Origin of the sequence: Paraburkholderia sp. GAS199, from assembly GCF_050436585.1 — a bacterium.
In the GTDB taxonomy this organism is placed as follows: Bacteria; Pseudomonadota; Gammaproteobacteria; order Burkholderiales; family Burkholderiaceae; genus Paraburkholderia.
Genome location: NZ_JBNDMM010000001.1, coordinates 870541 through 884893 on the forward strand (window position 1 = coordinate 870541; position 14353 = coordinate 884893).

Sequence of the window (14353 nt, forward strand, 5' to 3'; positions counted from 1 at the left end):
GTTAAGCTTCGTGTCGTTAATTTTTTATCTGGCAGTCAATGAAAGCATTTGAAACGTCAGTATCGAAACAGCCTGTCAGCGCACTCGTCGTCGGTTCCGGAATTGCCGGGCTGACCGCCGCTTATCGCCTGCATCAGGCGGGCTTGCAGGTGACCGTTCTCGAAGCAAACGGAGTGGTCGGCGGACGCATGGGCGACCGGCGAGTCGGCGATATCGCGTTCAATAGCGGCGCGCGTCTCGTCTATCCGTTCGGCAGCGCGTTCAACCGGCTGATTGCGGACCTGTCGCTACAGGAGATGCTGGTGCCGTTGCGTCGCCTGACGGCGCAATGCGTGTCGGCGAATGGCAGCCATACGATCGAACTGATGCCTTCGGCCCGATCGCTCGCTACGCCCGGTCTGCCGCTGCGCGAGCGCTTCGCATTGATGACACACGCGCTGCGCATGCGTGCGCAACGCGGCAGGGTCGATCCGGATTGGGCGATGAGCGCGATCGCCGACGACCCCGCCGCCGATCAGCAGACCCTCGCGCAATACGTGCGTGACGCCATCGGACCGCAGGCGCTGTCCAGCATGGTCGAGCCGGTGTTCCGTTCCACTCGCAGCTTTAATCCGGAGACGCTGTCCGCGCTGTTCTACCGGTCGACCGTGCCGCATCTGGTGGGCGAGGACACCGTGTATACGCTCAAAGGCGGCATGGGCGGCGTGTGCCATGCGCTTGCCGCGCGGCTCGACGTGCGCACCAATGCGGCGGTGGCGTCCATCGAAGCGATGCCGGATGCGCAGTCCGGAAACCACGCACGTTTTGCCGTGACGCTGCGTGATGGCACCGTGTTCTCGGCGGACCACGTGGTCTGCGCGACCGAAGGCTCGCTCGCGAGCAAGCTGATGCGCAACCCGCAGCGCGAAGAGCGCGAGATGCTGGACGCCGTGCGCTACAACGCACTCGGGGTTGTCCACTACGGTTTCTCGAAACCGCTGCCGCCGCTGATGCAATTCGCGCCGCGCGGGGCGCCGAGCCGCATCTCGACTTTCCAGCAGTTGCCCGCTTCCCCCGCGAGCGGCCGGCCGCTTACGCAGATTTATTGCCAGCTCACGCCCGAGGCCGCCGACGAGGCCGAGCGTCGCGGCCTGACCGGCGATCTCGATACCTTGTTGCGCGACGAACTGCGCGCGCGAATCGCCGATTTCGACCGGCATGTGAGCGCGGCCGTGACCCAATGGATTCCCGCCAAGCTGCCGGTGTTCGCGCCGGGCTACGGCGCGCGTTTGCAGGCGTTCTGGCGCTGGCAGGAGGCGCCTGCGCGGCGTGCCGCGTCACCGGTGGTCTACTGCGGCGACTGGACTTCCCAGGCGCTGCTGACGGGCGCCTGCGCGAGCGGCGAGCGGGCCGCGCAAATCGTGCTGTCGCGGCTCCAAAACTAGGCAAAACGGACCAACTTTTAGCGAAACGGCTTAAGCCGGGCCCGTAATAAATTCGTCCACGGGATCGATGCTACAAATTCGCTACCCCACTTACGCTACGGAAATTCTGCAATGAAGGGTTCTACCAGCATCGCCCGTCGCTCGCCGCCCACCCGCCGCGTCGTCCTTGCAGCGGTGGCCGCCATGGCCGCGCTGTCCGGGCTGCTCGCGGCCCCGGCTGCGGCGCTCGCGCAGTCCGCCACGCCGGTGACCGTCGGCATCGCCAACCTCGGGCCGCATCCGTCGCTCGCGATGACGATTCAGGGCTTCAAGGACGAGATGGCGCACGAGGGCTACGTAGACGGCAAGAACGTCAATTACGTCTATAGCGACGCCAATTTCACGCAGGCGCTCATGCCGCAAATGTTCTCGCAGATTCTGTCGAAGAACCCCGCGCTGATTCTCACGGTCACGACCTCGGTTTCGCAGGTGGCGCGTTCGTCGGTGACGAACCCGGCCATTCCGCTGATCTTCACCGAAGTCACCGATCCGGTTGCCGCCGGTCTGACGCCGAACTGGCAGCACGGCAGCGACCGCTACAACGGCTCCTCCGATTTGCAGGACTTCGACGCCGTGCTGGCGTTCGCCAAAAAGCTGCTGCCGGGCGTCAAGTCGTTCGGCACGCTGTACAACCCCGGCGAAGCCAACGACGTCGTCACGACCCACGCGCTCGAAGCCGCCGCGAAACGCGCCGGCCTCGAATTCAAGCCGGTCAGCGTGGACAGCGTGAACGACATCACACAGCGCGCGCAAATGCTGAACGGCGTGGGCTTCGTTTACATCACCGGATCGAACCTCGTGCAATCGGCGATTCCCGCCGTGGCGGCGAGCATGCAGCGCATGAAAGTGCCGGTAATCAGTTCGGAAACCGAGGCGATCAAGAAGGGCATGGCAACGGCTTCTTACGCGGTTTCGCTGCAGTCGGTGGGCGCGAATGCGGCGCGTGCGGCCGTGCGCGTGCTGAAAGGCGAAAAGACTAGCGCGATGCCCGTCATGCTGCCCGGCAAAAGCGATTACGTCACCCAGATCAGCCGCAGTCAGTTTGCGAAAATCGGCCGGAGCGTGCCGAAGTCATTCGAGGATTGCAAATGCTTCATCGACTGAAAGACCAGCCGCCAGCCAAAGTGATGACCATGCGTGAAAAACATATACCGATGCTCTCGGTGGAAAAGATCAGCAAGACTTTCCATCCCGGCACCGTCGACGAACGGATTGCGCTCACCGATGTGTCGCTCAAACTGCAGGCGGGCGATTTCGCCGTCGTGGTGGGCGGCAACGGTGCAGGCAAATCGACGTTTCTGAACATGCTCGCGGGCGAGGTGATACCCGATTCCGGTGTCATCACGATCGACGGCACGGCGATCACGACGCTGCCCACCCACGAACGCGCGAAGTACATCTCGCGTGTGTTCCAGGATCCGTCCATCGGCACGGCCACGGCCTTGAGCCTCGAAGAAAACCTCGCGGTCGCCAATCTGCGCGGTCTCAAGCGCGGCTTCGGGCGCGGTCTGACGCGCGCGCAATCCGAGGCTTTCCGCGAGCGCATGGCGTCGTTCGATCTGGGTCTAGAAAAGCGCATGAAAGCGAAGGCGTCCCTGCTCTCGGGCGGCCAGCGCCAGGCGCTCTCGTTGCTGATGGCCGTGCTGCAACGCCCGCAACTGCTGCTGCTCGACGAGCACACCGCGGCGCTCGATCCGCGCACGGCGGCGATCGTGATGCGCGTCACCGAGCAGGTGGTGCGCGAAGCCGGTCTCACCACCTTGATGGTGACGCACAACATGCAGCACGCGCTCGACTACGGCAATCGCCTCGTGATGATGCGCGACGGACGCATCGTCGGCGATCTGACGGGCGACGCGAAACGCGCCATGACGATGGAAAAACTCATGGCAACCTTCAACGAAGAGCCGGTAATGGCACGCACGGTGAACGCATGAATCTGATCAGTGGTTTTATCGGCCTCGTTCCGGTCGGCATGATGCAGGGATTGACGTACGCGTTGATCGCCGTGGCCATCATGATTCCGTTCCGCATCCTGAACTTCTCGGACATGACGGGCGAGGGCGCCTTCCCGTTCGGCGCCTGTGTCTGCGCGAAGCTGCTGATGGTCGGCTTCAATCCGGTCATGGCGCTGCTGGGCGGCGCGCTCGCCGGGTTCGTCGCGGGTGTGCTGACCGGCTATATCCACGAGAAGGCCAAGATCAATACGCTGCTGTGCGGCATTCTCGTGCTGTCGATGCTGTATTCGGTGAATATCCGCGTGATGGGTCAGCCGAACTCGGCACTGTTCGCGTTTTCCAGCGTGTTTTCGTGGTTGCCTGAAGCGGGCGGCGGTTATCTGCCGCGTATTCTGATGCTCGCAGTAATCGATACGTTGATCGGCGTGGGCGTGTTGTGGTTCCTCGGCACGCAACATGGTCTCGCCATGCGCGCGATCGGTTCGAGCCCGTCCATGGCGAAAGCGCAGGGTATCAACGTCAAGGTCTACACGCTGGTCGGACTGGGTCTCGCGAATCTGTTCGCCGCGCTTGGCGGCGCGATGCTCGCACAGAATCAGGGTTTCGCCGACGTCAACATGGGCTTCGGCGTGCTCGTCAACGGTCTGGCGGCGTTGCTGCTCGGCGAGGCCGTCGTGGGCAATCGCACGATGCTGCGTCAGGTACTCGCGCCGATTCTCGGCTCGATCATCTACTTCCAGCTGATCTCGGTCGTGCTGGCTATCGGCTTCCAGCCTTCGGACCTCAAGCTCGTCACGGCGCTGTTCGTGCTTCTCACGTTGCTGTCGATGGCGGCCCGCAAGAAGCGCGGCGGTAGCGGCAAGAAGGCGCGAGCGGTGACAGTCAGCGCGTAATCTCAGCAACATGCGGCGCAGTCGATGCGCCGCGTTCCTGAATGATGATGCAAAGCAAAAGGCCCAGACATAATGTCTGGGCCTTTTTGCTGGTGCGCTGTTTTCTCTTTAGCGATCGACGTACCGCGCCGAAGATTCAACGCGAGGCGAGCGACGCCGCGAGTCCTTGCCAGCGCGCGTAGGGCGCGTCCGATGCGATGCCTAACTGGTCGAGCACCCGCATGACTGTGTAGTCGACCATCGCGTCGATGCTGTCGGGTTTGGCGTAGAACGCGGGCAGCGGCGGCATGACGACCGCGCCCATTTCGGTCACGAGCGTCATGTTGCGCAGATGTGCGAGTGTCAACGGCGTTTCGCGCGCGAGCAGCACGAGCTTGCGCCGCTCCTTGAGGGCGACGCTCCCCGCACGCGCGATGAGGTTGTCGTCGAAACCGTGAGCGAGCGCGGCAAGTGTTTTCATCGAACACGGTGCGACCACCATGCCGTCGTGCTGGAACGAGCCGCTGGCGATGCTTGCGCCAACCTCGTTCTGGTCGTGGCACACATCCGCCGCGTCGCGCAGCGCGGCGCGGTCGAGACCGGTCTCGTCGGCGAGCGTCATCCAGCCCGCGCGCGAGACGACCAGATGCGTGATCGCACCGCACGCGCGCAGCGCTTCGAGCAGACGCACACCGTAGATCGCACCGGTCGCGCCGGTGATCGCCACGACGACGCGCGCCGGCCTCGTCCGCGCTACGATTTCGTGCGCGTTCGTGACACCGCCCGCGTTCATGGCGCGGTCCGCGAAAAATGCGGCAGGTAGTCGTCGAGCACGATCTGCTGCACGCCCGGAATCGACTTGCGTTCGAATTCGGCTTCACGTCCCCACGGTTTCGTGGCGTCGAGCGCGAGGCGGCCCCAATGGTCCTTGTGCGGATCGCGGTAAAAGCCGGGCACGTCGTGCACGACCATCGTGCGGGTGTCGGCGCGGCCGCGAGTGAGGAACGCCCACATCACTTCGTCCATGTTGTAGATATCGACGTCCTTGTCGACGACGATCACCAGCTTGTTGTAGTCGAGATGCGATCCCAGCGCGGCCAGCAGCGCGTGCTGGGCATGTCCTTCGTATTGTTTGTCGAGCTTGATGACGGTGTTCATAACCGTTGGACGGCAACTCACGTCGAGTACGCCGCGCACCTGCCCGGTGATGGCCTTGTAGATGCGCGCAGCGGTCGCCGCTTCGAGCGGGCGCAGATCTTCGTCGGAGCCGCAAATGAGGCCCTGATAGACCGCGCCTTCGCGCCAGCCGACGTGCGTGACTTCGAACACGTGGTTATCGCCCACCTCGACGTAGTAGCCCATGAACTCGCCGAACGGACCTTCCGGCCGCTTCACGTTCGGCAGAATACGTCCTTCAATGACGATCTCCGCCGACACCGGCACGTCGAGATCGACGGTGAACGCAGGGCGCACGGCAATCGGACCGCCGCGCATCGTGGCGGCCAGCGCCAGTTCGTCGCCGTCCGGCGGCAGCGATACGCACGCGCTCATGAAAATCTCGGGATCGGCACCGAGCAGGATGACCGCTTCGAGCGCTTCGCCGCGCGCCTCGGCGCGCAGCTGGAATTGCGCGAGGTCGTGACTGCTGCCCAGACGAATACGCAACTCGTCGTCCGACACCACCATCGAACGGTGGAACGACAGATTGCTGCGGCCTGTGTCGGGGTCTTTGGCAAGAAAGACCCCGGCGGTGATGTAGGGCGCGCCGTCGCGTTCGTGGTGCGTCAGGATGGGCAGATCGGACAGCTTGCCGGTGACCCAGTCCGCGGGCTGCGCGACGCGCTCTACGGGCGTGTCGAGTTGGGCCGACAGCGAAATCTCGCGCGTGAGTCGCGCGCAGAACGTTTCGTCCTCTTCGCAGCGGATGATTTCGCGCAGACGGTCGTGGTCGGTATAGAGGTTGAGCAGCACGGGCAAACGGCTACCGCGTACGTTTTCGAACAGTACGGGGCGTGTGGTTTCCTGCTGCAGACGGCGCGCCACGGCGGCCACTTCATGACGCGGGTCCACTTCACGCGTCACGCTCAGCAGTTCGCCGCGCGCGCGCAGCCGGGAAAGGTAATGTCTCATCTTGGGGTCGATCTCGTCGGTGATAGCTCTTTGCGGCCCATGCCGCATGTGGGCTACTTATACCTGCGCCAATTCGGGGGGCCATGAGCGATCGGTACGTCGATCTAGGCAAAACGATTTTTTGTGCGCGATGCGTCGCATTTCAGCGCTGACCTCGGGAAGCCACCAGGGGCCAGGCTTATTTTGGCGGGGGAATAATGGCGGTGTCAGCGATGCTTCCGGTCGCACAGTCAGTTCGCCAGTTCACTTGGCTTTGGAGTTCGATATGCCGCCGCAATCCGCACCGCCGCTGGGTCTTTTCCGTACTTCGCTTGCCGGTCCGCAGTCGCGGCTCACCGAAGCATTCGACGCGTTGCGCACGCGACCGGACTGCATCAGCGTGCCGGAATTCGGCCTGTACGGCGCGGTCGTGCCGGTTCCGGGCGATGCGGAAGAGGGCGCGTGGCGCATGGCCAGTATTCGCGACGAAATCTTCATCGTGGTATCGGATTGCAATTACGCGCATAGTCGTTCGGAAAGCGTGCTGCCCGAGTCGTTCGTCGAATTTCACTTCTCGCTGTCGGGTCCGGCGAGCGTCGATTTCTCGGACACCGGCAATCTGCAGGTGAACGCGCCCAATCTGCTGGTATGCCGGCAAGGCGCGGACGTGCGCTATCAGGTCACGTGCGGTCCGGGACCGTGGCAGTCGGTCGGCCTTTACGTGACGCAACGCTATTTCGACCGGCTATTGCGTTCGCTCGGCGGCGAGGCCGATCGAATCCGCACCGAGCTGGCGGCCATCGGCTTCGATCAGATCTATAACCGGCAGATGCCGTTCAGCGTCGAGGCGTTGCACATCGCCGAACAACTGCTCGCGTCGCCGTATCGTGGTGCGCGTCAGATGCTGTATCTCGAAGGCAAATGCACCGAGATTCTGTGTGCGTGCATCGAAATGTGGCTTGCGCATCTGAATGCCGATAAACCCGGCGAAACCTTGTCGGCCCGCGATTTGCGCCTCATCGAAAAAGCGCGCGAAATGATCGTCGAAGATTTGCGGCGCGCGCCGACCATTCCGGAACTGGCGCGCGTGGTGGGCACCAATGCGTCCAAGCTGAAACGCGGCTTCAAGTTTCTCTACGGCATGACGATTTTCGACTACGGACACCGCTGTCGCATGAATCATGCGTTGAATCTGCTCGTCGACGAACGTCAGCCGGTCGGACAGGTTGCGCTCGCCGTGGGGTATCAGCATCAGACCAGTTTTACTGCCGCGTTCCGCGACTACTTCGGTTTTGCGCCGAAAGATGCGCGTCGTCTCGCGAGTCCGATCGACCGCAGCCCGGTTGTGCGACCAGAAGCCGGCGCGTCGACTGGTGGTGACCGTCTGCGCGAAATCGCGCGACAAGCCGGCAGCGAAAACGCCGACAAAGCGACGCCCGAGCAGCGTTAATGTGCGCGCCTGATTCGCACGACGCATTTTGATTTAGGAATTCGGCTGGATCAGCCGGCACATGATGTTCGCGTTTCTTTTGCGTTGCTAGCATCGGTCATCGTCAGACAGGTCGTGTTTTCAAGCACGGCCCGCGATGTCCAGATGACCCGCTTTTCGCGGGCAATACCACGCAACGAAAGGAAACACGATGACGTCTATCGCAGTTCGCAACCCTCGCACCGGCGAGCTTGATTATCAGATCGACGACATGGACCCGGCGCAGATTCGCGCTTCCGTGTCGGCTGCGCGCGACGCGCAGCAAGCCTGGGCGCAAGGCGGTCTCGCGCATCGTACGAAAGTGCTGCTCGCATGGGCCGATGAGCTCGAGAAGAATGGCGCCGACGTGGTCGCGGCGCTGTCGGTCGATACCGCGCGCCACCGCATTTCGGCCGAAGAACTCGGCGCAGTGATCCACTTCATCCACGGCTTTTGCGAACATGCACCGAGCGTGCTCGCCACGCCGTTTCGCAAACTCGACGCGCATCCGGACATCGTCTTCAAGGTGACGTATGCGGCGTATCCGGTGGTTGGCGTGATCAGCCCGTGGAATTTCCCGCTGGTGCTGTCGTTCATCGACGCGATTCCCGCGCTGGTGGCGGGCGCCGCCGTCATCATCAAACCGAGTGAAATCACGCCGCGTTTTATCGAACCGTTGCGCCGGACCATCGCCGCCGTGCCTGAACTCGCGCACATCATCACGCTCGTGACCGGCGGCGCCGAGACGGGCGCTGCGATCGTCGCGCAAACGGATGCCGTTGTGTTCACGGGCAGCGTGCCGACCGGTCAGAAGATTGCGAGCGCAGCGGCGCAAGCGTTCATTCCGGCCTTCCTCGAACTCGGCGGCAAGGACGCCGCGGTCGTGCTCGCCGGCTCCGACGTCGAGCGTGCAGCGACGAGCATTTTGCGCAGCGCACTGTATAACTCGGGACAGGTTTGCTACGCGATCGAACGCGTCTATGCGCACGATTCCTTGTACGACGCGCTGGTCGCCGAACTTTGCAAGCAGGCCGCCGCGTTGAAGCGCAGCCATTCGGCGGGCGACGGCGGCCATTACGGCCCGATGATTTTCGACCGGCAGGCGGCGATTATCGATGCGCAACTGGACGACGCCGTCAGCAAGGGCGCGTCCATCGTGCTCGGTGGCAAGAGCGAACGCAGCGACGGCGCGCTGTGGCTGGACCCGACCATCGTGACGAACGTCGATCACACGATGACGCTGATGACCGAAGAGACGTTCGGCCCAATCGTGCCGGTCATGCGTTTCAGCGACGACATCGAAGCCGAGCATCTGATGAACGATTCCGCGTTTGGACTGAGCGGCGCGGTATTCGGTCCCGACACGCACACCGCCGGCGACTTCGCGACGAAGATGGAAGCCGGCGGCGTCAGCATCAACGATACCGAACTGCCGCGCGTCATGATGTTCGACGGCGAGAAGACAGCGTTCAAGAAGTCCGGCATGGGTGGCTCGCGTTATGGCGCGACGAGCATCATGCGTTATGTCCGCAAGCGCGCGTTGCTGGCGAACGAAGGTGCGGTCGCTTCGCTGGATAAGCTGGCTGAATCGGAAGCGTAGGGCGTTGAGCTTGAAGCGGCCTGGCTGGGGCGAGGTTTGCTCTGGCCGGGTGGCTTTGGTGCAGCACCCCTCAACCCGGTCCGTCGCTGGCGGCAGCCAGAAGCGGCACGACCATATCGCTGATTGGCGTGGCGATGCCGTGTAAGCGACCGTATCGCTGCACGACGCCATTCCGGCTGTCCCATTCGAGCGGGCGTCCGCCTTGCCGGTCGGCGAGGATGGACGTGCCCAGGTCGGGCGGCGAGGCATGAAGTCCGGCGATGATTTCTTGCGGGACGTCGTCGCTCAATGTCGCGCCTTCCGCTCGTGCCACTTCGAGACATTCGCGCAGATAGGCGAGCGACAGCGTGGTGATGTCGGACCGGGAGAACATGCCGGCGCGGCGACCTGTCAGCACCATCAAACCTGCGACGGCATTCTGCAAAAGTTTGCGCCATGCGACGGACTTGAAATCCGCCGCGACGTCGACGGAACATCGTGTGCCCCGTAGCGCGGCCAGCACCAGGTCTGTGCCCGGCGTGTCCGGTAACGTGAGACGCGGCTTGCCGCGCAGCCACACCGAGGCATCCGGTTCGCGTTGAGCGGGAAACCATACCACCGAGGGCAGCACCGGATTGCCGGACAAGTAGGGCGTGACGAGCGCTTTCTGCTCGACGCCGTTTTGCAGCATGCAAACGACGGTTCTGTCATTGCACAACGCAGACAACCACTGAGCTGCCGCTTCCACCTGTGTCGTCTTGACTGCAACGAGAACGAGGTCGACGGTATCTTTGATCTCGGCCGGATCGGTTTGCACCGGTCCGGGTACGACGATTTGACCGCCGTCGAAGCGTAGTTCGAGACGCGCGTGGGCCGTGCGGCCGCACACCGTCGGCGTACGGCCAGCCTCGTGGAGCGCTGCCGCCAGGGTCGTGCCGATTGCTCCCGGCCCAACGACGGCGACGGTTGGATATTCAGATTTCGTCATGACCGTATCGTCCTCGTTATCATTGGGTGATTCAGTGTTTCGTACGCTGCTGACGTGAGCGCCGATGAAATCAACGGACACGTCGGGTGCCCGACTCAACCTCAAACGGCGGCCCAGGCGTTGATATCGAGGACTGCATCGGCAAACGCTTCCGGCGCTTCCTGCGGCAGATTGTGGCCTGCATTCGCCACGATCCGGTTCTCGTGACGTCCGGTGAAGCGATTCGAGTTGGCCATTCGGCCGCCGGGTGGCGAGACGCCATCGGCGTCGCCTTCGAGCGTGATGGTGGGGACGGTGATGGGCGGCATCGCAGCAAGATTGAGTTCGATATCTTCGAACCGGGGATCGCCGTCGACCAGGCCGAATCGGTGCCGATAGGAATGAACGACCACGTCGACGAAATCGGGATTGTCGAACGCCTCGGCTGAACGCGCGTAGACATCATCGTCGACATGCCATGTCGGCGACCATAGCGACCACAGAAGACGGCAGAACTCACGCCGGTTTTCGGTCAGCCCGGCGCGGCCGCGCTCGCCATGAAGGTAGTACTGGTACCACATCCGGTGTTCCTTTTCGGGGTCGGCCGGTTGCGAGGCATTGGCAATGTTCTGGATGTTGTACCCGTTGACCGAGACCAGCCCTCGTGCTCTCGATGGATAGAGTGCAGCCACAATACAGGCCGCCCGTCCGCCCCAGTCCTATCCGCCGAGGACGGCCTGGTCGATTCGAAGCGCGTCGAGCAGGGCCAGCAGATCGGCCCCGAGCGCGGCCTGCTGGCCCGAGCGAAGTGTAGTGGCCGACAGGAAGCGCGTCGGCCCGTATCCGCGAAGGTAGGGAACGATAACCCTCGCACCCTCGGACGTCAGACGTGGCGTCACTTCGTCATATGCGTGGATGTCGTAAGGAAAACCGTGCAGCAGGACTACCGGCCATCCGTTGGAGTCCCCCTGTTCGACGTAGGCGATGTCGAGCAATTCGGTTGCGATATGTTTGAGCATGGAGCAGAAGGGTATCTATCCGGGAGCGGTTCAACAAACCAGAAAAATTGCTGGGTCGTGTGAGAAAAACTTTCGCCACGATGTTCATCAATGGAGGTGACCGTCGACATACGCAGCGCGGGCATGCTCGAAGATAGAAAGAGTACGTGCTTTCCAGATGTTTGCCACCACCATCAATTGCCGCCGGTTGTCGCCCCCTGCGCTAGCCCACTTCAGACACTACCAGCGACGCCCCTTGCCAGCGCTGCTTCGATTTTCGCTGCCTCCGCCAGCATGGTAGTTGCCAGCTGCGTTTCTCGTTCCAGCACCCGCTCGGAGAGCGCGGCGATGCTGAGCGAGGCGAGTGCGTCGCCCGACGGCGCGCGTATCGCGACCGCAATACCGCCCATTCTCGGCACCACGGCGTCGATCAGCACAGCGTACCCCTTGGTGCGTGTGACCTCGATCGCGTTCAACAGAAACGGTTGGGTCAGCATCGGGTAACGCGACAGACGCGGGCCGATCTGCGACAACACCACATCGCATTCCGCCTGCGGCAGCGTGGCCAGAACGGCCAGTCCGCTGGAACCAACACCGAGCGTGCGGCGACTGCCGATGTCCTGATAGTTGGCGCGGATCGGGTAGCTGCCCATTTGCAGATCGACGCACACCATTTCCAGCGAACTCAACACGGACGCGATCGCGGTGTCTTCAAAGACGCCGCTCAGCCGCATCAAGCTGGGACGCGCCAGTTCGCGCCAGTCCACCGGTTCGCTGACACCCCTGGCAATGCGCGCGACTTCCGGGCCGAGCCGGTAGCGTCTGGTTTGAGGGTCCCGTTCGACGAGTTGTTCGCGAATCAGTGTGTCGAGAACCCGCATGGACGTGGCTTTGTCGAGACCACAGTAAGCCGCGATATCGACGAGCCGGGTATTGCGGCCGTCGGTGAGGGCCTTCAACACGCGGCAGGCTTTTTCGATCGCGCCCACCGAAGAGGTTCCGGGCTCTTTGCTTGTCATCATTGATTCTTAAAAAGTTTCATTCAATGAAATTAATATAGGATTTTCCATAATTTTGTATCGGTGAAAACCCGCAAATTATAAGAATGTCATTGCGCTAAAAACGCTAATTTTCCTAGTATTACGTCTCATAGGCACGCAATTATTAGAGTTTCATTCAATGAAAATTTATCAGAAGCGCGAGCGAGTGAACAGTTATAGGAAAAATGCGCATGGCCATTTTTGAATCCCGTGTTGCGACGGGCAGTGAATCGTTCGAACAGAACCGGCAGTCGATGCTGGCGCTGCTCGCCCGGCTGCGCGGTATCGAAGCGACGACTCGCGAAGTCTCGGACGCCGCCGGCCCCCGGTTTCGCAAACGCGGCCAGTTGTTGCCGGCCGAACGGCTGGCGATGCTGCTCGATCGCAACTCGCCGTTTCTGGAGTTGTCCACGATCGCGGGCTACGGACTGGGCGCGCCACGAGCGGACGGCAAGGTGATCGGTGGTGGCGGCCTGATCGCAGGGATCGGTTTCATTCAGGGCGCGCGCTGCATGGTGAGCGTGTCGGACTCGGGTATCGACGCGGGCGCGTTTCAGCCCAAAGGCCTCGAAAAGCTGCTACGCATCCAGAACATCGCGCTCGAAAACAAGTTGCCGTTCGTGCAACTGGTCGAGAGCGCCGGGGCCAATCTGCTCGCCTACAAAGTCGAAAACTTCGTGCACGGCGGTCAAAAGTTTCGCAACCTCGCGCGGCTCTCGGCCGCTGGCTTGCCGGTCGTCACTGTGACCCACGGTGCGTCGACGGCCGGTGGCGCATATCAGACCGGCTTGTCGGATTACGTTGTGATGGTCCGTGGACGATCGCGCGCGTTTCTTGCCGGCCCGGCGTTGCTGCTTGCCGCCACCGGCGAGATTGCCACCGACGAGGAACTCGGCGGCGCGCAGATGCATGCATCCATCACGGGCCTCGGCGATTACCTCGCGGAAGACGATCGCGACGCGCTGCGCATCGCCCGGGACATCGTCGGCTCGCTCGACTGGAATCGGCGCGCCGCATCCGCGACAACCCGCGCGTTTCGCGAGCCGCGCTACGACGCCGACGAACTGCTGGGCATCATGCCCGACGATCATCGCCGCCCGGTCGACATGCGCGAGGTGATTGCCCGTGTCGTCGACGACTCCGACTTTCGCGAATTCGGCGCGCTGTACGGTTCGGCCACGGTCTGCGGCCACGCGTCGATTCATGGCATGCCGGTGGGCATCATCACCAATAACGGACCGATCGAACCGTCGGGCGCTGCGAAAGCGACCCACTTCATTCAGGCCTGCTGCCAGTCGGATACGCCGCTGCTGTATCTGAACAACACCACGGGTTTCATGGTCGGGCGCGCGTTCGAGGAAGGCGGCAGCATCAAGCACGGCTCGAAAATGATTCAGGCGATCACCAATGCGAACGTGCCGCAAATCACGCTGTTTTGCGGCGCGTCGTTCGGCGCCGGCAATTACGCCATGTGCGGTCGCGGATTTCAGCCGCGCTTCTGTTTCGCGTGGCCGAATGCGAAGACCGCGGTGATGGGCGCAGAGCAGGCCGCGCAAACCATGGTCAACGTGAGCCGCGCGGCGATGATCCGCAAGACCGGTGAAGCCGACGAGGCAAAACTCGAGGCGCTCGCGAACAAGGTGATCGCGAATTTCGAAAGCCAGATGGACGTGTTCACGACCAGCGCGCACGTGCTGGACGACGGGATCATCGATCCGCGCGAGACGCGCCGCGTGCTTGCCAGCGTGCTGGAAATCTGTCGCGACGCCGCGAGTCGCACGGTATCGCCGATGCAGTTCGGCGTGGCGCGACCTTGAGCGCCGATCCGCGCCACTGAACGTTCCGTTGTGCCGTTCGCCATGCGTGGGCTTCGTATCCATTCAAACGGCAAGCCGTGAT

11 protein-coding genes and 1 pseudogene are annotated in these 14353 nt (G+C 62.6%); 7 read left to right on the forward strand and 5 right to left on the reverse strand.

Translation table 11 applies throughout. The features are described from left to right. Window positions 1–38: 38 nt before the first annotated feature. The 4 genes from P3T18_RS03785 to P3T18_RS03800 all read left to right on the forward strand — a co-directional run bounded on the left by P3T18_RS03785 (window position 39) and on the right by P3T18_RS03800 (window position 4314). On the forward strand, window positions 39–1424 hold the full coding sequence (locus P3T18_RS03785) for a protoporphyrinogen/coproporphyrinogen oxidase (RefSeq protein ID WP_429298566.1): 1386 nt from the start codon (window positions 39–41) through the stop codon (window positions 1422–1424). A gap of 111 nt (window positions 1425–1535) precedes the next feature. Next, window positions 1536–2567, forward strand: coding sequence for an ABC transporter substrate-binding protein (locus P3T18_RS03790; protein WP_429298567.1), 1032 nt, complete (start codon window positions 1536–1538; stop codon window positions 2565–2567). Window positions 2568–2617: 50 nt separating this feature from the next. Continuing rightward, complete coding sequence (locus tag P3T18_RS03795; protein WP_429299034.1) at window positions 2618–3400, forward strand: ABC transporter ATP-binding protein; 783 nt, start codon at window positions 2618–2620, stop codon at window positions 3398–3400. Continuing rightward, a complete protein-coding gene (locus tag P3T18_RS03800; protein ID WP_429298568.1) occupies window positions 3397–4314 on the forward strand; it encodes an ABC transporter permease in 918 nt (305 codons plus the stop codon). The genes P3T18_RS03795 and P3T18_RS03800 overlap by 4 nt, the downstream gene beginning before the upstream one ends. Window positions 4315–4450: 136 nt before the next feature. On the opposite strand, the gene P3T18_RS03805 is transcribed toward P3T18_RS03800, so the two are convergent. Both P3T18_RS03805 and P3T18_RS03810 read right to left on the reverse strand, forming a co-directional pair. Beyond that, window positions 4451–5086, reverse strand: a complete 636-nt coding sequence (locus P3T18_RS03805; protein ID WP_429298569.1) for a UbiX family flavin prenyltransferase — start codon at window positions 5084–5086, stop codon at window positions 4451–4453. After that, window positions 5083–6423, reverse strand: coding sequence for a UbiD family decarboxylase (locus P3T18_RS03810; protein WP_429298570.1), 1341 nt, complete (start codon window positions 6421–6423; stop codon window positions 5083–5085). The genes P3T18_RS03805 and P3T18_RS03810 overlap by 4 nt, the downstream gene beginning before the upstream one ends. Window positions 6424–6688: 265 nt before the next feature. Here P3T18_RS03810 and P3T18_RS03815 point away from each other — a divergent pair, with 265 nt between their 5' ends. Both P3T18_RS03815 and P3T18_RS03820 read left to right on the forward strand, forming a co-directional pair. After that, window positions 6689–7852, forward strand: a complete 1164-nt coding sequence (locus tag P3T18_RS03815; RefSeq protein ID WP_429298571.1) for a helix-turn-helix transcriptional regulator — start codon at window positions 6689–6691, stop codon at window positions 7850–7852. Between the two features lie 190 nt (window positions 7853–8042). Further along, complete coding sequence (locus P3T18_RS03820) at window positions 8043–9470, forward strand: aldehyde dehydrogenase family protein (RefSeq protein ID WP_429298572.1); 1428 nt, start codon at window positions 8043–8045, stop codon at window positions 9468–9470. A 70-nt stretch (window positions 9471–9540) separates the two neighbouring features. Here P3T18_RS03820 and P3T18_RS03825 read toward each other — a convergent pair whose 3' ends face one another. The 3 genes and pseudogenes from P3T18_RS03825 to P3T18_RS03835 all read right to left on the reverse strand — a co-directional run bounded on the left by P3T18_RS03825 (window position 9541) and on the right by P3T18_RS03835 (window position 12403). Further along, on the reverse strand, window positions 9541–10437 hold the full coding sequence (locus P3T18_RS03825) for an oxidoreductase (protein WP_429298573.1): 897 nt from the start codon (window positions 10435–10437) through the stop codon (window positions 9541–9543). A 101-nt stretch (window positions 10438–10538) separates the two neighbouring features. Then, window positions 10539–11435, reverse strand: a pseudogene (locus P3T18_RS03830) (alpha/beta fold hydrolase). 212 nt (window positions 11436–11647) lie between these two features. Next, window positions 11648–12403: an IclR family transcriptional regulator gene (locus P3T18_RS03835; RefSeq protein WP_429298574.1), complete on the reverse strand. Its 756-nt coding sequence runs from the start codon at window positions 12401–12403 to the stop codon at window positions 11648–11650. Window positions 12404–12645: 242 nt separating this feature from the next. Between P3T18_RS03835 and P3T18_RS03840 the strand changes: the two genes are divergently transcribed. Continuing rightward, the gene (locus P3T18_RS03840; protein ID WP_429298575.1) at window positions 12646–14271 is read left to right on the forward strand and encodes an acyl-CoA carboxylase subunit beta; all 1626 of its coding nucleotides are present in this window, start codon (window positions 12646–12648) and stop codon (window positions 14269–14271) included. The last annotated feature ends 82 nt before the right edge of the window (window positions 14272–14353 follow it).